Origin of the sequence: Cryobacterium sp. Y57 (assembly GCF_002929505.1) — a bacterium.
Taxonomy (GTDB): Bacteria; Actinomycetota; Actinomycetes; order Actinomycetales; family Microbacteriaceae; genus Cryobacterium.
Map to the genome: position 1 here is coordinate 37,811 of NZ_PJJL01000068.1, position 19,299 is coordinate 57,109.

The window sequence follows — 19,299 nt, forward strand, 5'->3', positions numbered from 1 at the left end:
CCTGACTGACCTGACGGTCCGAGTTACTGCATCACGTCGCCGGAGTTGGGCCCGAGGGTCTGCCCCACATAGAGGTTTCCTCCCGGCTCACTCGCAAGCAGCAGCGCCGTCGGGGCGACTTCGGCCGCAACGCCGAACCGCCCAAGCGGCAATTCGGCGCGCTTGGCACTCTTCCAATCTTCGGAGATGCCCTGCACGAGCGGGGTCTCGATCGGGCCGGGAGCGATGCTGTTGACGAGCACGTTGTCGCTGGCAACTTCAAGCGCCAGCGATTTAGTCAGAGCCACAACCCCGGCCTTGGCCGCCGAATAGTGGCTCAGGCCGGTGCCACCCTTGATGGCGAGCTGGGAGGCGATATTGATGATGCGGCCCCATTTCTGTTGACGCATCTCCCCCACCACCTCCCGGCAACACAGGAACACCCCGGTGAGGTCGACCGAGAGAGTCTCGTTCCACATGGCGAGTGTCATGTCTTGCAGTGGCGACTCGGTGAGCAAGCCGGCGCTGTTCACCAGGACGTCGATGGTGCCAAGCCGTTGGCGAGCGGTCGCGAAGGCCGCGCGCACGCTGTCCTCCTGCGACACGTCGACGTTGATCGCGTCACTGTCCGTGCCCGCGCGATCGAGTACGACCACGCGGTCGCCGTTGGCGACAAATGCTTCGGCGATCGCCCGCCCGATTCCGCTACTGCCGCCGGTGACGACGACTCCGCGGCCGGTGGACGCGCGATGCTGCTGCACGGTCATTTCTGTTCCATTTCTAAGCGCGCATTTTCACGGTGAGTCCGCCGTCAACGATAAGGGACTGCCCGGTGACGTACCCGGCCTGCGACGACGTGAGAAACGCGATGACGCTGGCCACTTCTGCCGGTGTCCCCACGCGACCCCAGGGGATGTCCTTTCCGGCTCGGGCCAGGCCGTCCGGTCCCAGCGAATTTACCGGGTCGAGTGACTGCGGAGTTTCGATGAGTCCGGGAATGACCGCATTGGCCCGAATGCCCTGCGGCCCCAGTTCGACAGCCACACTGCGAATCAGACCGAGCACGCCGGCTTTCGCCGCAGCGTAGTGAGCATGACCTTCCCACCCGTAGACCGCGCCGGCGATCGAGGAGACCGCCACCATGGCGCCGCCCTCGGTCATGCGTTCGGCTCCGGCACGCAGTGTGCGCAGCACACCGGTGAGATCGACATCGAGCATGTCGGTCCACCGGGCATCCGTCATGTCGAGAAGCGAAGAATGACGCAAAATGCCCGCGTTGGCCACGGCGTAGTCGAGACGGCCGTACTCGTCAACCGCTCGTTGGGCGAAAGCGTCAACGGATGCCGTGCTGCGCACGTCGACCTCGTGCACGACGGCTTCACCACCGGCATCGCGCACCGACCGCAGTGTTTCCTGCGGGTCGTGCGGGTCACCCGGAAACGTGCCGATGACGCTGCGCACCCCCTGGCCGGCATAGTGCACGGCGAGGGCCCGACCGATGCCGCTGGCGGCTCCGGTAATTATCGCGACGCGGGCTTCAGACACGCTGGGCTTTCAACTCGTTTTCCGGTACGACAGCGAGCGGAGCTTCTGCCATGGGCTTGGCGGCGAACATGAGCACACCCGAGATGAGAATGCCGAGGGCACCGACCCAGAGCGCAGCGGTTCCCGTGTTGGCTCCGGCGGCGACGGCGGTGAACAGCGCGCCGCCGATAACGATGCCGGGCTGGCTCATCGCGCCGATGAACGCCGTGCCGGTGGCGCGGCAGCTCACCGGGTAGCACTCGGCCATGAAGTACTGAATAGCCGCGTACGGGCCCACGAGAAAGAACAGGCCGGCGCCGAAGCTCGCGACGATGGTCACGGGGCTGTTCGCGAGGGGGCTCAACATGATGGTGAAGGCGACCGATGCGAGGATCCAGCCGCTGATGATGGTGCGCTTGCGACCGATCTTGTCGCCGAGCCACCCGTGAAACACGTAGCCGAAGTAGGCCAGGGCGTTGATGACAATGAGCATCCAGAAGGCATCGGAGAGTTCGACGCCCTTGGCGTTCTTGAGTACGGAACTGCCCAGAATGCTGAAGATCATGATGCCAAAGAAGTTGAAGATCCAGGCGAGTGAGAACACGATCGTGTTCCGGCGCAGCTTCGGCTCCCAGATGAGCTTGAGTGGTGCGGTCGAGGAGTGCTCGACGCCATACGACCCGGCGAGCAGGTGGGCTTCTTCGGTGCGCCCGGCCTTCTCGAGTCGGGTGAGTTCACTGTGCAGTTCGAACTGGGGAGTTTCTTTGAGCTTGCGTGCGATGGCCCAGACGATGAGCGCTGCGGGGATGGTGGCCATCAAGTACAGGGCACGCCAGCCGAGGGTCGGAAGAAAGGCCAGGGCGAGCGCACTGGCGAGCAGAAAGCCGAGCGGCCAGCCACCCTGGATGAAGGAGTAGCTCAGACCCGGGCGCTTGCGCTTCTTCTCGTCTTCGGTGACCTGGTAGACCTCGTTCATGTAGGTCGCGTTGACGGCCTGCTCGGAGAACCCCAGACCGCCAAATGACCGAACGATCACAAGCAACCCGCTGCTGAGGAAGGCCATTCCGGTGGGGATGATGGCGGTGAGGCCGGAGACGATGGCCGTGCCACCGACGGTGACCATCATGCCCTTGCGTCGTCCGAGGCGGTCGATGACCGGGCCGACGCCGAAGCAGACGATCGCGGTGCCCACGGCGATCCAGGTGTTGATCGCGTAGGCTTCGGGCGCAGTCCAGCCGAAGGATTCCTGCATGGCGGGAAGGAGCGTGCCGAACAGTCCGTAGTCGAAGACGGCAACGGTCCAGGCCAACAGCGCCAGAATCGTGGCGGTGCGGGTCTGCTTCACGGTGAAGGCGGGAAAGCGACGTTTCTCGTTGACGGTCGCCGCCGTGAGATCGAGGGTGGGAGATTTCAGTTTCATGCGGAGGGAACCTTTCGGGGGGAACGGGCGAGGAACGAATCTGCAATCTGGTCGAAGGTGTTCCAGCTGACGCCTTCGTAGGAGTTGAAATATTCGATGAGGCGCTCGAGCATGAGGAGCACCTGCGGTCGTCCGGAGACGTCGGGGTGGATCGTCATCGTGAAGACGGCCTGATCCATTTCGCGGTAGACCCAGTCGAACTGGTCTTTCCACATCTGCTCGATATCGCGCGGATTCACGAAACCGTGTGAGTTCGGGGCGGCCTTGATGAACATCATCGGCGGCAGGTCATCGAGGTACCAGTTGGCGGGAATCTCCACCAGATCGGTCTCGACGCCGCGCACGAGCGGCTCCATCCAGGTCTGGGCGTTCTTTGCGTAGTCGATCTTTTTCCAGCTGTCACCGACACGCACGTAGTACGGCTCGAAGTCGTTGTGCATGAGCGAGTGGTCATACTTGATGCCGCGTTCGAGCAGGATTTCGTTCGTCACCGTCGAGAATTCCCACCACGGGGCGACATACCCGGTGGGGCGGTGGCCCGAGACGTTTTCGATCAGTTCGATGGATCGGTCCAGGATCGTGGTCTCCTGTTCGCGGGTCATCGCGATCGGGTTCTCGTGGGAGTAGCCGTGCACGCCCATCTCGTGGCCCGCGGCAACGATCATGCGGGTGAGCTCGGGAAAGGTCTCGATGGAGTGCCCGGGAACGAACCAGGTGGTGGGCAGGTCGTACTTGTCGAACAGGCGGATAAGACGCGGCCCACCGACCTCACCGCTGAACATGCCGCGAGAGATGTCGCACGGGGAATCTTCGCCGCCGTAGGAACCGAGCATGCCGGCGACAGCGTCGACGTCTACTCCAAATGCAATCTGGATATCTTTTTTCATATCTGTGCCTTTCGTTGCACTAACAAATTTGGGTGGACTCGACGATGGCTGCCCCGTACCGGGCAAACGCGTCGGCGATCTCGTCATGGTTGCGATCGAGCTGCAGCAGAAGGCTGAGCAGAATCAGCGATTGTGAGGGCCGCAGCAGGCCAGTGGGGATGGCACCGGCCGCGACGAGGTCTCGTCCCCCGCCGGCGCCGTAGACCGGGATGACCGGGCCGGCGCTCACCCGGGTGCTCGTCACCACCACGGTGCCGGCCGCGGTGGCGGCGGTGACGGCGGCGCACAGGGCGGGGTTGCCGTTGCCGCTTCCCGTTGCTTGCAACACGATTCCGCTGGCCCCGGCAGCCACGGATGCCTGCAGCAGGATTCCGTCCGCCCCCGGATAGGCAGACACCACGTCGACGCGTCTGGCCTGACGGGGAGGGAGGGGCGGGAGCGGGAGCGGGGGCATCCGCTCGTTATGGCGGGTGATGACGACGTCACCGGCGGCGGTCACAAAACCGGCCGAGCCGAAGTCGGGGTTGGTGAAGGCCGAGAGCGCGAAGGTCTGTGCTTTGCGCACGCCGCGGGCGGGGAATATCTCGCCGGCGAAAACGATCAACACGCCGAGGCCTGCTGCCGCAGGTGATCCAGCGACCGCGATGGCATCGGCGAGGTTGCCAGGACCGTCGGGGTCGGCGGCGTCGGCGGATTTCTGCGCCCCGGTGAAGACCACCGGGCTCACGTGGTCGTGGGTGAGGTCGGCCAGGTAGGCGGTCTCTTCCATCGTGTCAGTGCCGTGCGTGACGACGACCCCCCGCACCGATGGGTCGGCGAGGGCAATCTTGATCTGCGCGCAGATCGCGATCATGTCGACGAGAGTGAGTAGGTAGGAGCCCTCACAGGCGACGTCGACGACCCGCACGGGGTAGGCCGGGGCTGTGGCCAGACCGCAGAGAATTTGCGCACCGGCGTCGGCGGCAACCGCGGCACCGCCTTCCGCAGAGCGGGCGCGCGACGAGATTGTTCCACCGGTCGCCAGCAACACCACGTGGGTGCCGGCACGATTCGTCATTATTTTCTCCGGGGGTCGGTACCCAAACGATTGGGTTTCTTGATGTAAGAGTAGATACCCAATGTTTCGGCCGACTGCACGCGTCATTGCGGGTATGTAACGCTCATTACCCAATCGTTTGGGTAGTGAGGTTGTAAAACTATAGAATGAGATCGACAGGCAAGTCAAGCTTCGTATCCGGCTTTCTCGGGTCACGGAAACTGGAGACAGCGACATGACAGGCATCGGACCGGGGTCCGTCACCCTAAAAGATCTGGCCGCCGAACTCGGCCTGCACCCGTCGACCGTGTCACGGATCCTGCATGGGAAAGCTGAGACGGCACGCGGTGCCGCCGCGCCGGTCACGGCCCAACGTGTGCGTGACCTCGCCAAGAAGGTGGGCTACTCCCCCGACCCCCAGGCCACGAGCCTGCGCACGCGGCGCACGCATCTTCTCGGAGTTATCGTTCCGCGTCTTTCCGACCTCGTGCTTGCGGTTATGTACGAAGGAATCGACGAGGCAGCCGACGACGCCAACTACTCCACATTCGTCATGAACTCTCGTGACGATACATCGATACAGCGGCACAAAATGGAAATCATGCTGTCTCGACGGGTAGACGGCCTCATCATCGGTGACGCGCACCTTGACGGCAATATTCTCGACGAGCTCGCCGAACGCAAGGTGCCGTTCGTGCTCATGAACCGCGCCATTGCCGGTTTTGCATCAGCCACCTGCGATGACACCCTGGGCGGAGCTCTGGTGGCGCAGCACCTGTGGGACCAGGGCCACCGCGATGTTTCCATCATCGCTGGTGAACCCTACGCCAGTACTGGAGTCGATCGCACGCACGGCTTCGTCTCCCGGTTTCGCGCGCTCGGTGGAACAATCCCTGAGAGCGCCATCGTGTGGTCGCGCTTCGACACATTGGGCGGGCACACCGCAGCAAATAGCATTCTGCGAGACACAGATCGTCGCCCCAGCGCGATCTTCGCGGTCAACGACTTCGCAGCCATCGGCGCTATGGGCGCGGCAAATTCTCACGGATTACACGTGGGCCGCGATCTGGCAATTGTCGGATTCAATGACACGTCGCTGGCCGCGCAACTGCCTATCGCGCTGTCATCGGTGCACTCGCCGATGCACGACATCGGCCGGGTCGCCGTGAAGTTGCTCCTCGGCGTGCTGAACGGAGACGCCGTGGAGTCGATCAAACTTCTTCCTGTTTTATGCGTGCGAGACAGCAGTGATTTCACCTGGGCGGCGGGGTAAAAGACGGTTACTGCCCGAAAATGCTGCGGCTCCCCCGGGTACTTGGTTGGTGCAGGTCACAGTTGACGCTCCCTGGCACATCATCGCGAAATACCCTTTTTCTCAGCGTTGCGCGCCGTCCCTGGTGCCCGGAATGTACACGTCAGCGACGGTAGGCACTCACATCGGTGGCCTTGACCGAAAGCCAGACCGTCGAGCCCACCTGCAGGCCGAGGTCGGCAACCGCGGCCGGGGTCAGCTCCGCGATGACCTCCGGGTCGCCGCTCGTGCGCAGTCGCACTCCGCCCGTGCCCGGCTCAATGCTCCTCACCCGGGCCGACCAGACGTTGCGGGGACTCGCGTGATGGGGCCGTTCCGTGTGCACGACGACGGATGCCGGGCGAAAGACTGCCGCGACGGGCGCGGGGGCTGCGGGCGCGGGGGTCCCGGAGCCGGGGGCCTCTCTGGCGGGGGTTGCGGGTGACAGGGCCGCGGCATCCGCTGGGCGCACCCAGAACGTGCGGCCGTCTGGGGCGACGACCGCGCCGTCCTGCGCGGTACCCACCACAAGATTGACGCCGGCGAGGGCCGCGACGAAGGGGTTCTGCGGGGCCGCGAGCACCGCTGCGGTCGTGCCTTCGTCGATGAGTGCACCGTGGTGCAGCACGGCGACGCGGTCGGCGAGCACGACGGCATCGACGATATCGTGGGTGACGATGATGGCGCTGGTGCCGGTTTCGGCAAGCTGCTCGCGGATGAGTTGACGGATGAACGGTGCTGTTTCCGCGTCGAGGGCGGCCATCGGCTCGTCGAGCAGGAGCACGCGCGGGCCGGCCGCGAGGGCGCGGGCGAGGGCGACGCGCTGCTGCTGTCCGCCGGAGAGGGCGCCCGGCAGGTTGCTGCCGAGGCCGGCCAGACCGACCCGGTCGAGCCATCGGTCGGCCTGCACCCGGGCCGACGCGGCGTTCAGTTGCGCTTCACCGACCCGGAGCGCGAAGGCCACGTTGGCGCGGGCGCTCAGGTGCGGAAAGAGCAGCGGCTCTTGTCCGAGCAGGCCGATCGCGCGATTCTCGGGTGCCACAAGCCGGCCGGGGGCGGTGAGAGTCGCGCCACCGAGGGTGACGGTTCCGGTATCGGGGGTGGCCAGTCCGGCGAGCAGATCGAGCACGGTCGACTTGCCTGAGCCGTTCGGGCCCAGGAGGGCCAGCACCTCGCCGGGCGCGAGCGTGAGTTGCACGTCGAGGGTGAACCCGCCTCGGGTGAGTTGGAGGTTCGCGGCGAGAAGTGCGGTGACATCCTGGCGGAGGGTGGCGGTCATGAGAGCACGCTCGCCCGGCGGGTTCCGACCAGCACGAGGATGATCACCGCGACCGCTATGAGCAGCAACGACAGGGCCACGGCCTGGTCGGTCGTCACGCCCGAGCCGTTGAAGGCGGTGTAGATGGCGAGGGGCATGGTGCGGGTGACGCCGACGTGGTTACCGGCGAAGAGGGCGGTCGCACCGAATTCTCCGAGGGCGCGGGCAAAGCTCAAAACGGTCCCGGCGAGCAGTCCGGGGCCGACCAGCGGCAGCGTGATGAGCGCGAAGACCGTGCCGCGGCCGGCGCCGAGGGTCGCCGCGACGCGCTCATAGCGGATGCCGGCGGTGCGCAACGCCCCCTCGACCGCGATCACCAGGAACGGCAGGGCCACGAAGGTTTGCGCAATGACCACCGCGGCCGTCGTGAATGGAATGCGCAGTCCGGCAAGTTCGAGGGTGTTGCCGAGTACGCCGCCGCGTCCAAGCAGGGAGAGCAGCGCGATGCCGCCGACGAGCGGCGGCAAGACGAGTGGCACGGTCACGAGCGCGCGTAATAAGCCGGCTGCACGCGGCTGAGACCGCGCGATGACGACAGCCAGCGGCACGCCGAGCAGCAGGCAGAGCAGCGTCGAAACGGATGCCGTCACCAGCGACAAACCCAGCGGCTGCAGGGCCTCGGGTGAGAGCAGCAGGGCGGGCAGGGCAGGCCAGTCGACCTTGAGCAGGAGCCCGGCGAGCGGCAGCACGAGCAGGGCCAGGCCGATGCTCGCGGGTAAATAGAGCAGGCGCGGGATCACGCGCGCCTCCTCCAGGATTCGGTCGCGGCTCCGGTCGCGGCTCCGGTCGCGGCTCCGGTCGCGGCTCCGGTCGCGGCTCCGGTCGCGGCCGGATTCCGGGCCCGGGCCCAGGCCCGGAACGGGGGCCCAGGTTCTAACCTAGGCCCCCGTTCACAAGGTGGGCCCAGACGAACCAGAACCCTCACGGGGCAAGAAAGCCGTGGGCGGCGAGCACGGCCTGACCGGCCGGGGAAAGGACCAGGTCGACGAAGGCCTGGGCGGCCTCGGCGTGCGCGCTGTCGGCGACGACCGCGATCGGATAGTGCCCGACGACCGCATCCGCTCCGGCCGGCGTCACGCCCTGGATGCGGTCGGGATTGGCGGCGACGTCCGTCGCGTAGACGAGGCCGGCATCCGCCTCGCCGCCGGCGATTTTGGTGACGACGGCCGTCACATTCTGTTCCTCGCTGGCGGGGCTCAGTGCGACGCCGGCTTTGGCGAGCAGGCTGGCGGATGCTGCGCCGCACGGGACCTGCACCGCGCACAGCACGGTGATCACGCCGGGTCGGACGAGATCTTTCAGAGTCTCGATCTTGAGCGGGTTGCCCGGGGCGACCGCAATGCGCAGGGTGTTGCCGGCGAACAGCGTGGCGGGGCCGACCAGTGCTTCGTCGCCGAGCGGCTGCATATTCTTCTGGTCGGCACTGGCGAACACGTCGGCGGGGGCGCCGGCCGCGATCTGGGTAGCGAGGGTGGAGGATCCGTCGTAGGTGACCTGCACGTCGAAGGCCGGATTCTCATGTTCGAGCAGGGTGGCGAGCTCGTCGAAGGCGCCGGTCAGAGACGCGGCGGCGTAAACGCTGAGGGTCTGGGACGCCAGCCCCTGACCGGTCGGCTCATCAGTGTTCGAGGTGTTCGAGGTGTTCGAGGGTGCACAGCCGGTGAGGGCCAGGGCGAGCACGGCCAAGACGGCGAAGGCCTGCGGGAGGCGGCTCATGGCATCCGTCCCGGAGTTTCGACGATCACGTTAGTGGCCTTGATCACGGCAACGCTGAGCGAGCCGATCTCGAGGCCGAGTTCGCGCACGGCCTCGCTCGACATGAGCGAAACCACGCGGTGCGGGCCACACTGCAGTTCGACCTGGGCCATGACCGTGTCCATGGTGATGGCGGTGACGATGCCGACGAATCGATTGCGGGCGCTGCGCCCCACGCTCGACGGGTCGGTCGGGGTGCTCGCCTGGTCGACCGCGAAGGCAGCGAGCGCGGTTCCGTCGACCGCGAGGCGACCGGTGGCGTCGGCATCCGCTGCGAGACGGCCACCGTCGACCCAGCGTCGTACGGTGTCGTCACTGACGCCGAGCAGCTCGGCGGCCTCACTGATCCGATATTGCGTCATAAATGGCACGATAGCACCGCATGTGCGGTTTCAACCCATCCGGCTGGCCCCGAAACCTTTCCCAGCTGTCCCGGAAACCACGGCCGGCTGTCCCGGAAACCACTACCGGCTGTCCCGCGCCAGGCGCATAACTCCTGCAAATTGCTCAGCCCGGCTGGTGCGAACCGCTCAAATAGGGGCAGAGTGACGGCGGCGGCGACAGATTGCAGGAGTTATGCCTCTGGGCAGGGCGGTTCGGCTGCGCTCTTCCCCGAGCTGGTGGCCGCGGGGCCGCGCAGCGCCTAGCGTTAAGTCATGGCTATTCCTCCCCTTGTCGAGCCCGTTGATCGGCTCACCGCCTCCGAAACCGTGCGTACCGCCCGCCAGCGTCGCCTCCCCCAGCTCAATGAACTCGGTCAGCGCCGCCTCGCCAACGCCCGGGTGCTCGTGCTCGGCGCCGGTGGCCTCGGCTCCCCCGCCCTGCTCTACCTCGCAGCGGCTGGCGTGGGCACCATCGGCATCGTCGACGATGACGACGTGGAGCCGAGTAATCTGCAGCGCCAGATCGTTCACGGGCAAGCGGATGTCGGCCATCCCAAGGTAGACAGCGCCGCGGAGCGCATCGCCGAGATCGCTCCGGAAACCACGATCGTCCGGCACTCCGAGCGTCTCGTCGCGAGCAACGCGGACGAGATCATCGGCGGCTACGACATCGTCATCGACGGCACCGACAACTTTCCGACCCGGTTTCGCGTCAACGACACCTGCGCGCGGCTGGGGTTACCGCTGGTGTGGGCATCCGTTTTGCGGTTCGATGCCCAGCTCTCGGTGTTCTGGGCCACTCCGCCGGCCGGCAGCGGCATCACCGGAGTGCACCTGCGCGACTTGTTCCCGACGCCACCGGCCGAGGGCGAGGTGCCCAACTGCGCCGACGCCGGTGTGCTGGGCGCGCTGTGCGGCCAGGTCGGGTCGCTCATGGCGACCGAAACCATCAAGCTCATCACGGGGATCGGCTCGCCCCTGATCGGTCGAGTGCTGGTGATCGACGCGCTATCGGGTCGGTTCAGCGAGATTCCGCTGCTCGGAACTGGCATTGCCGCCGAGCCGACCGCCGCCGAGATCGCCGCCGAGCGTTCAGCCGAGCTCGCCGAGGCGGCCATGAAGAGCACCCCCGAGGTCTCGAGCGTGGAACTTGTCCACCGCCTCACCGCGCAGAGCGCCGGCACCGATGATTTTCTCGTCGTGGACGTGCGCGAGCCAGATGAATTCGCCGAAAGCTCGATTCCAACGGCCCGGCTCTTGCCCATCGGTGAGCTTCTCACCGATGGGGCGCTCTCGGACAGTGGCCGCGCCGCGCTGCCTCACGACACGCCGCTGATTCTGCATTGCCACGCCGGCGGCCGGGCGGCCCGCGCCGCGAACGCGCTGCGTGAGGCGGGATTCACCGATGTTTCCGTGCTTAGCGGCGGGATCCTCGCCTGGGATGACCTCGTCACCGCCGGGGGCGCGTCGGGTATCGGCAGCCGCTGGGAGTTGCCAGAGCCCGTCCCGACTCGGCGGCACGCCTCGGCGGGCGACGACGCCGGCACCAGCGATCAGTCAGACAGTCTGGTCTAGCCGGTGACCGACACCGAACGCACACACGATCACACGCACACCGAGCGGGCGGATGCGTGCGCACCCGCCGCATCCGCACGCAGCGTTGCCGAGCAGCTCGCGATCGTGCTCGGCAGTGTCGATCCCCTGTCGCCGGTGCGGGTCGGGCTCGACGAGGCCCGTGGGCTCGTATTGGCCGAAGACGTACTCACGGTGACCGACACGCCTCCCTTCGACAACTCCGCGATGGACGGCTACGCCGTTATCCGCGCTGATCTGCTCGAAGCATCCGCTCAGAACCCGATCACCCTGCCCGTCGTGGCTGACCTGGCTGCCGGCACGGACCAGAACCCGCGCCTGGTACCCGGGCAGGTCGCGCGGATCATGACGGGCGCACCGATTCCCGACGGAGCGGATGCCGTCGTGCCGATCGAAGACACCGACCAGGGCACCGAGCAGGTCACCATTCTTCAGTCGCCCAAGCCCGCCGCGCACGTACGCCGGGCCGGAGAAGATGCCCACGCCGGGGACCGGGTGCTGCGCGCGGGCAGCGTGCTCTGGCCCACCCGGGTCGCCGCAGCGGCGAGCGCCGGAACCAGCTCCGTACTCGTGCACCCCGCCCCTCGGGTGGCCGTCATCTCCACCGGCAGCGAACTCGTCACTCCCGGCAGCCCGACGCGTCGCGGCCAGATTCCCGATTCCAACTCCTTTCTGCTGTCGGCGGCCGTCGCCGAGGCCGGTGGGATTCCGGTACGGATCGGCGCCGTGCCCGACGACGACGATGTGCTGCGTGCGGTGTTGACCGAGCTGGCCGGCCAGGTCGACGTGATCGTGCTCTCCGGCGGGGTGAGCGTCGGAGCGTACGACGTGGTCAAAGCCGTGCTCAAGCCGCTCGGCACCGTCGACTTCGGACCGGTCAAGATGCAACCCGGTAAGCCGCAGGGGTTCGGACGCTGGCCCGCCACCAACAGTGTGCCCGGACCGCTGATCTTCGCCCTGCCCGGCAACCCGGTCAGCGCCTACGTGTCCTTCGAGGTGTTCGTGCGACCCGCGCTGCGGCGTCTGCTCGGCCACGAGACCCTGCAGCGGCGCACCGTCACCGCTACGGCCGTCGATGGCTGGCGTTCCCCGCCCGGACGTGCCCAGTACATGCCCGTCATCCTCACGCACCGCACCGCCGACGCTGAGAGCACAGACGGCAGCACAAACGCCAGCACAAACAATTTCGAGGCACGCCCGGCTTCTCGCGGCGGGTCGGGTTCGCACCTCGTCGCCGGCCTCGCGCAGGCCAACGGGCTCGCCATCGTGCTCGAAGACACGACTCACATTCGCGGCGGCGACCTCATCACTGTCATGCTGACATCATGACGCACATCACCGACACGACCGGAGCGACCATGCCCGCACAGCTGTTCACCCACCTCGACTCGGCCGGACAGGCTCGTATGGTCGACGTGACCAACAAGGTTCCGACCGTGCGCAGCGCCACCGCCGCCGGTTTCGTGCGCTGCGGCGCGACAGTGATCGCCGCCCTCCGTGACGGCACCGCGCCCAAGGGCGACGTGCTCGCTGTGGCCCGTATCGCCGGAATCCAGGGCGCCAAAAAAACCGCCGACCTGCTGCCCCTGGCCCATGTGATCGGTGTGCACGGCGCCGTCGTCGACCTCGTCGTTGACGATGACGGCGTCAGCATCACCGCCACCGTGCGCACCGCCGACCGCACCGGCGTCGAAATGGAGGCGTTCACCGCCGTCACGGTCGCTGCCCTCGCGGTCGTCGATATGGTCAAGGGTCTCGATAAATCCGTCACGATTGAAAACGTGCGCCTCCTCGCCAAGAGCGGCGGCAAGAGCGGCGACTGGCTGCGCGCTTGACCCGGCGCGATTCCGGCACATCCTTCGCGCAAAACGGATGCCCCGCCATCGTCACGGGCGCGCCCAGTTTCGGAAGCCGCTATCCCGGCTACCGGAGCGCGCACCGAAATCGGGCGCTCCCATCCGCTCGGCAGGCGACATGAGTGCCCCTGCAGGCGGCACTGTCGATCTGCTCGTGCTCGCCGGCGGCCGCGGCCGCCGACTCGGCGGTGCACTCAAGCCCGCGGTCGAAGTGGCCGGGCGCACCCTGCTCTCCCGAGTTCTCGACGCCCGCCCGGTCGCCCGGAATGCCGTCGTCGTCGGCCCGCCCGCCGCCCGGCCCGCTGCCGGCGGCCGACCGGATGACGCCCTGGTCTGGGCCCTGGAGGATCCTCCGTTCGGCGGCCCGGTGGCCGGCATCGCGGCTGGCCTCACCGCGCTTGCGGCGAACGCCGATGCACCCGCCGATTGGGTGCTCGTACTCGCCTGCGATCTGCCCTGGGGAGCGGATGCCGCCCGCCTGCTGGTCGCGGCAGCATCCGCTGCCGAGACCAGCGGCGAACAGACCGAGGGCGTGCACCTCACCGACGACACCGGCCACGCCCAATGGCTGGCCGGGATTTACCGGGCGTCTGCCCTGCGCGCCGCCGTGGACCGACTGGGCGCTCACGTTAATGGTGCCAGCATGCGTGAGCTGCTCGCGGGACTCAACCTCATGGGACTACTCGACGAATCCGAAGCCGGCGCTGACGTGGACACGTGGGAAGATGTTGAGAGTAGCACCGCTCGCTTGACCGGTGCTCCGACAATTCAGCTCGACCAAAGGAGTGACCCCGAATGAGCGCTACACCGTTGCCTCCCGAAGCGCTCGACGAGTGGCTCACAGCCCTCGCCGATCGGCTGCAGCTAGACCCGGCCGACGTGCCGGTAGGCGACCTGCTCGACGCCGCCCGCGACATTGCCCACAACGTGGCCCGGCCGGCCGCTCCCCTGAGCACCTTTCTGATCGGCCTCGCCGCCGCGAAGAACGGTGGAACGGGCACCGATATTGAAGCTGCCTGCGCCGCCGCGAGCGAACTCGCCCGCGACTGGGCACCCGAGAAGCTCTGATGGCGACCCTGCGATTCTTTGCCGGCGCAGCCGAAGCCGCCCAGACTGACACGACCACGCTCGACGCTGGCACGATCGGCGAGCTCCGCGCCGAGCTCGGCGAGCGCTACGGCACCGAGTTCATGCGCGTACTCGGGCTGTGTTCCCTGCTGGTGAACGGCGCCCGCGCCGGCGATGACGCGGTTGCGCTTGCGCCCACCGACGCGGTCGACGTGCTCCCGCCCTTCGCCGGCGGCTGATCACCCGGTTTGCCGAACGCGACTTCCAAGATGTGCCCCGTCGCTTCGGTCCTGGTCGTTCGTAACCGGTCGAAACTATAAACCGACCCAGGAATGCGTTCCGTCAACCTCGTACTGCTTCTTCCAGATCGGAACCTCTGCTTTCACGGCCTCGACGAGACTCTCACAGGCCGCGAAGGCGTCGCCGCGGTGCGCGCTCGCCACGACCGCCACGAGGGCGAGGTCGCCGACCTCGAGGTGTCCGATACGGTGGCTGACCGCCAGCACCACCAGCGGATGCTTCCTCCGCACCCGGTCAGCGATCTCACCGATGATGCGCCCTGCATCGGGATGCGCACTGTAGTCGAGGCCCGTGACGCGGCCGGAAGCATCCGGATCGTGATCGCGCACCTGCCCGATAAACGTCACCACGGCGCCATGGGTCGCATCGGACACCGCCGACAGATGCTCACCCACGTCGAGCAGCGACTCGGTGACCCGGGCGAAGCCGACGGACATCAGTGGTCCCCCCCGTCGAGCTGGTCGATGATGTGCCGCACGAGCGGCGCAAGAATGGCCACACCGTCGCGCACCGCGCCGGTGGAACCGGGCAGGTTCACGACCAACGCACCGTTGTTGCCGACCGAATCGGCGATACCGGCGATACCGCGGGACAACACAGCGGTGGGGATCGTCGCGGCGCTCAACGCGCGCATCCGCTCGGAGATTCCCGGCAGCATCGTGTGGATCACGGTCGTCGTGCCCTCGGGTGTGAGGTCGCGCGCCGACACGCCGGTGCCGCCGGTCGTCACGACGAGGCGGGCGCCATCGCCGAGCGCTGCCAGGATCGCTCCCGCCACACTCTCGATGCCGTCGGGCACCACCCGCGGTGGCCCGCACGGAATTCCGACCTCCGCGAGTGCATCAACGGTGGCCGGCCCCGACCGGTCTTCGCGCTCCCCGCGCGACGAGCGATCAGACACGGTGATCACGACGGCCCCGAGTTCGGCACCAAGCTTGAGCTGAGTTTTCACCGTTCTACACTACCGCGACGCAGCCCGAGCGGTCCGGCTACCGGCATGCGCTCTGGGCCGAATTCATTTATCACGGTGTTTGCGCGGTGCACGCCGAACGGCAAACGAACAGGCTGGTTACGCAGCGGGCCGTATGCCCGATAACCAGCCGAGGAAGCCCATGTCAACCGTCTTACCACCACGCGTTACGTCCACGCTGAAGCCGGACCTCTCCAATTGGGATCCGGAACACGACGAAACGTGGGATTCGCGCCTTGCCTGGCGCACCCTGTGGATCACGACTTTCAGCATGACCTTGGGCTTCGCGGCCTGGTACCTGGTCAGCGCTATCGCCCCACGGCTCAACGACATCGGCTTCGACCTCGGCACCAGCCAGCTGTACTGGCTGGTCGCGCTGCCGGGCCTCGCCGCCGGCCTGCTGCGACTCATCTTCATGTTTTTACCGCCGATTCTCGGCACCCGCGTACTCGTCGTCCTGTCGAGCGCCCTGCTGCTGCTGCCGATGATCGGCTGGACCCTCGTCGCCCGCGACGTTTCCACCCCCTACTGGGTGCTCCTGGCCCTCTCGTTCGCCGCGGGTATCGGCGGCGGCAGCTTCTCGGGGTTCATGGCGTCGACGAGCTATTTCTTTCCCAAGCGCCTGGCCGGAACAGCCCTGGGCCTGCAAGCGGGGCTCGGCAACTTCGGCATCGGGCTCATTCAGCTGCTCACTCCGTGGGTGGTCGGTTTCGGCCTTCTCGGCACTGCCGCCCTCACCCCGGAGAGCGACTCGAATGGTGAACTGGTCTGGCTGCACAACGGCGGACTCGTGCTCATCCCCTGGGTGATCCTCGCGATCGTCCTCGCTCTCCTCTGTCTCAAGCGTGTGCCAATCAAGGCCAACTTCACCGAGCAGCTCGACATCTTCACGGTCAAGCACACCTGGATCATGACCGCCATCTACCTGATGAGCTTCGGCGCATTCAGCGGCCTGGCCGCGCAGATGGGCTTGATCATTCTCAACGTGTACGGCGATTTTCCGGATGCTCCCAACCCGCTCGCTTTTGCCTTCATCGGCCCCGTCGTCGGCGCCCTCGTGCGCGCGGCCTCTGGCCCGCTCTGCGACCGGTTCGGCGGCGCCATCTTCACCTTCATCGGCGGCGCAGGCATGGCCGTGGGCACCACCGTCACGGTATTCTTTCTCACCCCGACGAGCGTCGACGAGTTCCACGGCTTTCTCACCGGCATGATCATCATCTTCTTCTTCTCCGGACTGGCCAATGCCGGAACGTTCAAGCAGATGCCGATGATCTTCCCCAAGCGGCAGGCCGGCGGAGCGATCGGCTGGACCGCGGCGATTGCCGCCTTCGGACCGTTCATCGTGGGTATGGCCCTCACCGCCATGAGCCCGACCACCTTCTTCATCGGCTGCTCCGCCTTCTGCGTGGTCTGCACCGGACTGGCCTGGTTCTATTACGCGCGTCCCGGTGCCCCCAACCCGAGCTGACGCTCCCTCCATCGACCCGAAGTCCCCTCCTCCTCCAGCGGGGGGCTTCGGGTTTTTTCCTGCCAGCAGGGGGTCATACTGAAATGAGGAGGTCACCGATGGCCAAAAATGAAGAACCAGTAGGCGGCGACCCGGCCTGCTGGCTTGAACAGGTCTGCCCGGAGTGCGGCGCCTACGTCTCCGGCGAGTTGCCGGCCACCTGTTGGCGGTGCGACACGGTGCTCTCGCCGTCCTGACGGCGTGAACCGCGCATCCGTCAGCCCTTGTGTGAAGCGGATGCCGGCCCGTCGCCCACGCGGCCGGCGGTCGCATCGCGCGTGCCCGCGTGCATGCTGCGAGCTGTGGGCGGGCTGCGTGCGTGCGTGCAGCGTGCGTGCTGCGGACGCTGCGCACGAGGTGCAACACCCGCATCTAACACAGGGACCGCGCAACGCACCCCGCAAGCTTGGCACGCGCGGCGAGCTCGACCAACGGAATCGGCGGGGTCCACAGACGCATTCAGGCGCGGCCCGACATGCGGGCCGCGCTTGAAGTGCGTGTACTCGGAACGGTTAGACGCGCGTCTCGGACAGTTCAGACGGCGCGGGCTCCGCTACGTCGTCCGTAAAGGGCTGCGAGGTTCGCGGGGCGTTGTACAGCGTCTCCTCCAGGATTCCCTGGCGCTTGGCCACGATCGTCGGCACGAGCGCCTGACCGGCCACGTTCACGGCGGTGCGGCCCATGTCGATGAGCGGATCGATGGCCAGCAGAAGGCCGACCCCGGCCAGCGGCAGACCCAGCGTTGACAGGGTCAGCGTCAGCATGACGACGGCGCCCGTGGTGCCGGCCGTGGCGGCCGAACCCAGTACGGATACGAGAACGATGAGCAGGTACTGGGTGAGGTCCAGCTGAATTCCGAAGAACTGGGCCACAAAGATGGCGGCGACGGCGGGGTAGATAGCCGCGCAACCATCCATCTTGGTCGTCGCCCCGAGGGGAACAGCGAAGGATGCATATCCGCGCGGTACGCCCATGCTGCGTTCCGTGACGCGCTGCGTCAGCGGAAGAGTGCCGATGGATGAGCGCGACACGAAGCCCAGCTGAACAGCCGGCCAGACGCCGGAGTAGTACTGCCTGACGGAGAGACCGTGAGACTTGATCAGTACCGGGTAGACCACGAACAGTACCAGGATCAGGCCAACGTAGATGGTGGCTGCGAACTTGCCCAGCGAACCCATCGTGTCCCACCCGTAGACCGCGACGGCATTACCGATCAGGCCGATCGTGCCGAGCGGCGCGATGCGAATAATCCACCACAGCACCTTTTGAATGACCGCCAGAGCTGACGCGTTGAGGTTCAGGAATGGCTCGGCGGCTTTGCCCACCTTCAACGCTGCAATTCCCACCACGATGGCGATGACTAGAATCTGCAGCACGTTGAAGCTGACGGTGGTGCTGGCGATGCCGTCAACGACGGAGGTATTGGCGCCGAGTCCGAGGAAGTTCTTCGGGAAGAGTCCGGTCAAAAATGCCCACCAGTCTCCGGTCTTGCCGGTGTATTCGGCGTTATCGGCAATACCGGTGCCGGCCCCCGGTCGCACCAGCACGCCCAGTCCGATGCCGATCAGAACGGCAATCAATGCGGTGATGGCAAACCAGAGCAGAGTGTTCCACGCCAGCTTCGCCGCGTTGGACACTGCGCGCAGGTTCGCGATGGAGCTGACCACGGCCGTGAAGATGAGCGGTACGACGGCAGCTTGCAGTAGCGAGACGTAGCTTGACCCGATGATTTTCAGGGTCGCACCGAGACCGTTGGGATTCGCTTCGGTACTGCCGGTGTATTTGGCCAGCAGTCCGAGGCCGAGACCGATGATGAGCGCCGCGATGATCTGAACGCCGAACGAGCGCACCCATTTGGGAAATCTGCTGCCGTGGGTACTGACGGGAACTACTGAAGTCACTGGTTCGACACTTCCTATTGTCATTCGTAAGTCACACTGGCGCCCCTGTCCCGCGCAACGGAGCCCCTTGAGAGTCCACCGCCGCGTGCAGGCGCCCTTAGCCCCAAGGCTGAAAGGGGGCACAGTATTCCTTCACGCGGTAAGTGACCTGCTGCGGCTACTTCTCCTGCAGGTATTCGGCGAGCACCCGCGCATGGTTCACCCGTGGGTCCTTTGCTCCATAGACCAAGGTCGTCACGCCGGCCGCGGCGAGCGCGCGCAGCTGCACGACGGCCGCCTGGGTCTCGGTAGTGCCGTCGAGTTCGGCGCGATAGCGCACGGCGAACTCGTCCATGCGCTTCGGGTCGTGCTTCCACCAGGTGCGGAGCTTGGGTGACGGCGCGATCTCTTTCAGCCACTCATCGAGGTCGGCGCTCTCCTTGGAGACACCGCGCGGCCAGAGTCGATCAACCAGCACCCGGCATCCATCAGAAGCGGATGCCGCCTCATACGCCCTCTTGATCCGCACCAT

22 protein-coding genes are annotated in these 19,299 nt (G+C 66.4%); 9 read left to right on the top strand and 13 right to left on the bottom strand.

Annotation, left to right across the window (positions count from 1 at the left end; all coding sequences use genetic code 11):
• Nucleotides 1-23: 23 nt before the first annotated feature.
• Genes CXY72_RS10710 through CXY72_RS10730 form a run of 5 tightly spaced genes read right to left on the bottom strand, consistent with a single transcriptional unit; the run spans nucleotide 24 to nucleotide 4,867 of the window.
• Nucleotides 24-746 carry an SDR family NAD(P)-dependent oxidoreductase gene (locus CXY72_RS10710; protein ID WP_104127681.1) on the bottom strand — a complete coding sequence of 241 codons (723 nt, stop codon included), beginning with the start codon at nucleotides 744-746 and terminating at the stop codon, nucleotides 24-26.
• A gap of 13 nt (nucleotides 747-759) precedes the next feature.
• Nucleotides 760-1,524: an SDR family NAD(P)-dependent oxidoreductase gene (locus CXY72_RS10715; RefSeq protein WP_104127682.1), complete on the bottom strand. Its 765-nt coding sequence runs from the start codon at nucleotides 1,522-1,524 to the stop codon at nucleotides 760-762.
• Nucleotides 1,517-2,923, bottom strand: a complete 1,407-nt coding sequence (locus CXY72_RS10720) for an MFS transporter (protein WP_104127683.1) — start codon at nucleotides 2,921-2,923, stop codon at nucleotides 1,517-1,519. The genes CXY72_RS10715 and CXY72_RS10720 overlap by 8 nt, the downstream gene beginning before the upstream one ends.
• A complete protein-coding gene (locus tag CXY72_RS10725) occupies nucleotides 2,920-3,810 on the bottom strand; it encodes a polysaccharide deacetylase (protein WP_104127684.1) in 891 nt (296 codons plus the stop codon). The genes CXY72_RS10720 and CXY72_RS10725 overlap by 4 nt, the downstream gene beginning before the upstream one ends.
• A 19-nt stretch (nucleotides 3,811-3,829) precedes the next feature.
• The gene (locus tag CXY72_RS10730; RefSeq protein WP_233197765.1) at nucleotides 3,830-4,867 is read right to left on the bottom strand and encodes an asparaginase; all 1,038 of its coding nucleotides are present in this window, start codon (nucleotides 4,865-4,867) and stop codon (nucleotides 3,830-3,832) included.
• 214 nt (nucleotides 4,868-5,081) lie between these two features.
• Here CXY72_RS10730 and CXY72_RS10735 point away from each other — a divergent pair, with 214 nt between their 5' ends.
• Nucleotides 5,082-6,119, top strand: coding sequence for a LacI family DNA-binding transcriptional regulator (locus CXY72_RS10735; protein ID WP_104127685.1), 1,038 nt, complete (start codon nucleotides 5,082-5,084; stop codon nucleotides 6,117-6,119).
• Between the two features lie 142 nt (nucleotides 6,120-6,261).
• Here CXY72_RS10735 and CXY72_RS10740 read toward each other — a convergent pair whose 3' ends face one another.
• The 4 genes from CXY72_RS10740 to CXY72_RS10755 form a co-directional block, all read right to left on the bottom strand.
• Nucleotides 6,262-7,416, bottom strand: a complete 1,155-nt coding sequence (locus tag CXY72_RS10740) for a sulfate/molybdate ABC transporter ATP-binding protein (RefSeq protein WP_104127686.1) — start codon at nucleotides 7,414-7,416, stop codon at nucleotides 6,262-6,264.
• Nucleotides 7,413-8,195 (bottom strand): ABC transporter permease, encoded by a 783-nt coding sequence (locus tag CXY72_RS10745; RefSeq protein ID WP_233197766.1) that lies wholly within the window; start codon nucleotides 8,193-8,195, stop codon nucleotides 7,413-7,415. The genes CXY72_RS10740 and CXY72_RS10745 overlap by 4 nt, the downstream gene beginning before the upstream one ends.
• 181 nt (nucleotides 8,196-8,376) lie before the next feature.
• Nucleotides 8,377-9,171: a molybdate ABC transporter substrate-binding protein gene (gene modA / locus CXY72_RS10750; protein ID WP_104127688.1), complete on the bottom strand. Its 795-nt coding sequence runs from the start codon at nucleotides 9,169-9,171 to the stop codon at nucleotides 8,377-8,379.
• A complete protein-coding gene (locus tag CXY72_RS10755; RefSeq protein WP_104127689.1) occupies nucleotides 9,168-9,572 on the bottom strand; it encodes a molybdopterin-binding protein in 405 nt (134 codons plus the stop codon). Before CXY72_RS10755 ends, modA begins: the two co-directional genes overlap by 4 nt.
• Before the next feature lie 294 nt (nucleotides 9,573-9,866).
• Between CXY72_RS10755 and CXY72_RS10760 the strand changes: the two genes are divergently transcribed.
• The 6 genes from CXY72_RS10760 to CXY72_RS10785 all read left to right on the top strand — a co-directional run bounded on the left by CXY72_RS10760 (nucleotide 9,867) and on the right by CXY72_RS10785 (nucleotide 14,349).
• Entirely contained in the window at nucleotides 9,867-11,168 is a 1,302-nt protein-coding gene (locus tag CXY72_RS10760; RefSeq protein ID WP_104127690.1) for a ThiF family adenylyltransferase, read from the top strand.
• Nucleotides 11,169-11,171: 3 nt separating this feature from the next.
• Nucleotides 11,172-12,515, top strand: coding sequence for a gephyrin-like molybdotransferase Glp (gene glp, locus CXY72_RS10765; protein ID WP_104127691.1), 1,344 nt, complete (start codon nucleotides 11,172-11,174; stop codon nucleotides 12,513-12,515).
• Nucleotides 12,512-13,021 (top strand): cyclic pyranopterin monophosphate synthase MoaC, encoded by a 510-nt coding sequence (gene moaC / locus CXY72_RS10770; RefSeq protein WP_233197767.1) that lies wholly within the window; start codon nucleotides 12,512-12,514, stop codon nucleotides 13,019-13,021. Before glp ends, moaC begins: the two co-directional genes overlap by 4 nt.
• A 139-nt stretch (nucleotides 13,022-13,160) precedes the next feature.
• Nucleotides 13,161-13,841, top strand: a complete 681-nt coding sequence (locus tag CXY72_RS10775) for a molybdenum cofactor guanylyltransferase (protein ID WP_104127692.1) — start codon at nucleotides 13,161-13,163, stop codon at nucleotides 13,839-13,841.
• Nucleotides 13,838-14,110 carry a DUF6457 domain-containing protein gene (locus tag CXY72_RS10780; RefSeq protein ID WP_104127693.1) on the top strand — a complete coding sequence of 91 codons (273 nt, stop codon included), beginning with the start codon at nucleotides 13,838-13,840 and terminating at the stop codon, nucleotides 14,108-14,110. The genes CXY72_RS10775 and CXY72_RS10780 overlap by 4 nt, the downstream gene beginning before the upstream one ends.
• Nucleotides 14,110-14,349, top strand: coding sequence for a MoaD/ThiS family protein (locus CXY72_RS10785; RefSeq protein ID WP_104127694.1), 240 nt, complete (start codon nucleotides 14,110-14,112; stop codon nucleotides 14,347-14,349). The genes CXY72_RS10780 and CXY72_RS10785 overlap by 1 nt, the downstream gene beginning before the upstream one ends.
• A 75-nt stretch (nucleotides 14,350-14,424) precedes the next feature.
• Here CXY72_RS10785 and CXY72_RS10790 read toward each other — a convergent pair whose 3' ends face one another.
• A complete protein-coding gene (locus tag CXY72_RS10790; RefSeq protein WP_104127695.1) occupies nucleotides 14,425-14,847 on the bottom strand; it encodes a molybdenum cofactor biosynthesis protein MoaE in 423 nt (140 codons plus the stop codon).
• Entirely contained in the window at nucleotides 14,847-15,362 is a 516-nt protein-coding gene (locus tag CXY72_RS10795; protein ID WP_104127696.1) for a molybdenum cofactor biosynthesis protein B, read from the bottom strand. The genes CXY72_RS10790 and CXY72_RS10795 overlap by 1 nt, the downstream gene beginning before the upstream one ends.
• A gap of 160 nt (nucleotides 15,363-15,522) precedes the next feature.
• On the opposite strand from CXY72_RS10795, the gene CXY72_RS10800 reads away from it, so the two are divergent.
• Nucleotides 15,523-16,848 carry an MFS transporter gene (locus CXY72_RS10800; protein WP_104127697.1) on the top strand — a complete coding sequence of 442 codons (1,326 nt, stop codon included), beginning with the start codon at nucleotides 15,523-15,525 and terminating at the stop codon, nucleotides 16,846-16,848.
• 98 nt (nucleotides 16,849-16,946) lie between these two features.
• Nucleotides 16,947-17,084, top strand: coding sequence for a hypothetical protein (locus CXY72_RS19550; RefSeq protein ID WP_158252544.1), 138 nt, complete (start codon nucleotides 16,947-16,949; stop codon nucleotides 17,082-17,084).
• 315 nt (nucleotides 17,085-17,399) lie between these two features.
• Here CXY72_RS19550 and CXY72_RS10805 read toward each other — a convergent pair whose 3' ends face one another.
• Both CXY72_RS10805 and CXY72_RS10810 read right to left on the bottom strand, forming a co-directional pair.
• Nucleotides 17,400-18,812 carry a dicarboxylate/amino acid:cation symporter gene (locus tag CXY72_RS10805; protein ID WP_104127698.1) on the bottom strand — a complete coding sequence of 471 codons (1,413 nt, stop codon included), beginning with the start codon at nucleotides 18,810-18,812 and terminating at the stop codon, nucleotides 17,400-17,402.
• Nucleotides 18,813-18,945: 133 nt separating this feature from the next.
• Nucleotides 18,946-19,299 carry a DUF488 domain-containing protein gene (locus CXY72_RS10810; RefSeq protein ID WP_104127699.1) on the bottom strand — a complete coding sequence of 118 codons (354 nt, stop codon included), beginning with the start codon at nucleotides 19,297-19,299 and terminating at the stop codon, nucleotides 18,946-18,948.

Coding starts and splice junctions, on each gene's coding strand:
- CXY72_RS10710 (WP_104127681.1), bottom strand. CDS start 746: ATGACCGTGCAGCAGCATCGCGCGTCCACCGGCCGCGGAGTCGTCGTC.
- CXY72_RS10720 (WP_104127683.1), bottom strand. CDS start 2,923: ATGAAACTGAAATCTCCCACCCTCGATCTCACGGCGGCGACCGTCAAC.
- CXY72_RS10725 (WP_104127684.1), bottom strand. CDS start 3,810: ATGAAAAAAGATATCCAGATTGCATTTGGAGTAGACGTCGACGCTGTC.
- CXY72_RS10730 (WP_233197765.1), bottom strand. CDS start 4,867: ATGACGAATCGTGCCGGCACCCACGTGGTGTTGCTGGCGACCGGTGGA.
- CXY72_RS10735 (WP_104127685.1), top strand. CDS start 5,082: ATGACAGGCATCGGACCGGGGTCCGTCACCCTAAAAGATCTGGCCGCC.
- CXY72_RS10740 (WP_104127686.1), bottom strand. CDS start 7,416: ATGACCGCCACCCTCCGCCAGGATGTCACCGCACTTCTCGCCGCGAAC.
- modA (WP_104127688.1), bottom strand. CDS start 9,171: ATGAGCCGCCTCCCGCAGGCCTTCGCCGTCTTGGCCGTGCTCGCCCTG.
- CXY72_RS10755 (WP_104127689.1), bottom strand. CDS start 9,572: ATGACGCAATATCGGATCAGTGAGGCCGCCGAGCTGCTCGGCGTCAGT.
- CXY72_RS10760 (WP_104127690.1), top strand. CDS start 9,867: ATGGCTATTCCTCCCCTTGTCGAGCCCGTTGATCGGCTCACCGCCTCC.
- moaC (WP_233197767.1), top strand. CDS start 12,512: ATGACGCACATCACCGACACGACCGGAGCGACCATGCCCGCACAGCTG.
- CXY72_RS10775 (WP_104127692.1), top strand. CDS start 13,161: ATGAGTGCCCCTGCAGGCGGCACTGTCGATCTGCTCGTGCTCGCCGGC.
- CXY72_RS10780 (WP_104127693.1), top strand. CDS start 13,838: ATGAGCGCTACACCGTTGCCTCCCGAAGCGCTCGACGAGTGGCTCACA.
- CXY72_RS10785 (WP_104127694.1), top strand. CDS start 14,110: ATGGCGACCCTGCGATTCTTTGCCGGCGCAGCCGAAGCCGCCCAGACT.
- CXY72_RS10790 (WP_104127695.1), bottom strand. CDS start 14,847: ATGTCCGTCGGCTTCGCCCGGGTCACCGAGTCGCTGCTCGACGTGGGT.
- CXY72_RS10800 (WP_104127697.1), top strand. CDS start 15,523: ATGTCAACCGTCTTACCACCACGCGTTACGTCCACGCTGAAGCCGGAC.
- CXY72_RS19550 (WP_158252544.1), top strand. CDS start 16,947: ATGGCCAAAAATGAAGAACCAGTAGGCGGCGACCCGGCCTGCTGGCTT.
- CXY72_RS10805 (WP_104127698.1), bottom strand. CDS start 18,812: ATGACAATAGGAAGTGTCGAACCAGTGACTTCAGTAGTTCCCGTCAGT.
- CXY72_RS10810 (WP_104127699.1), bottom strand. CDS start 19,299: ATGGTGCGGATCAAGAGGGCGTATGAGGCGGCATCCGCTTCTGATGGA.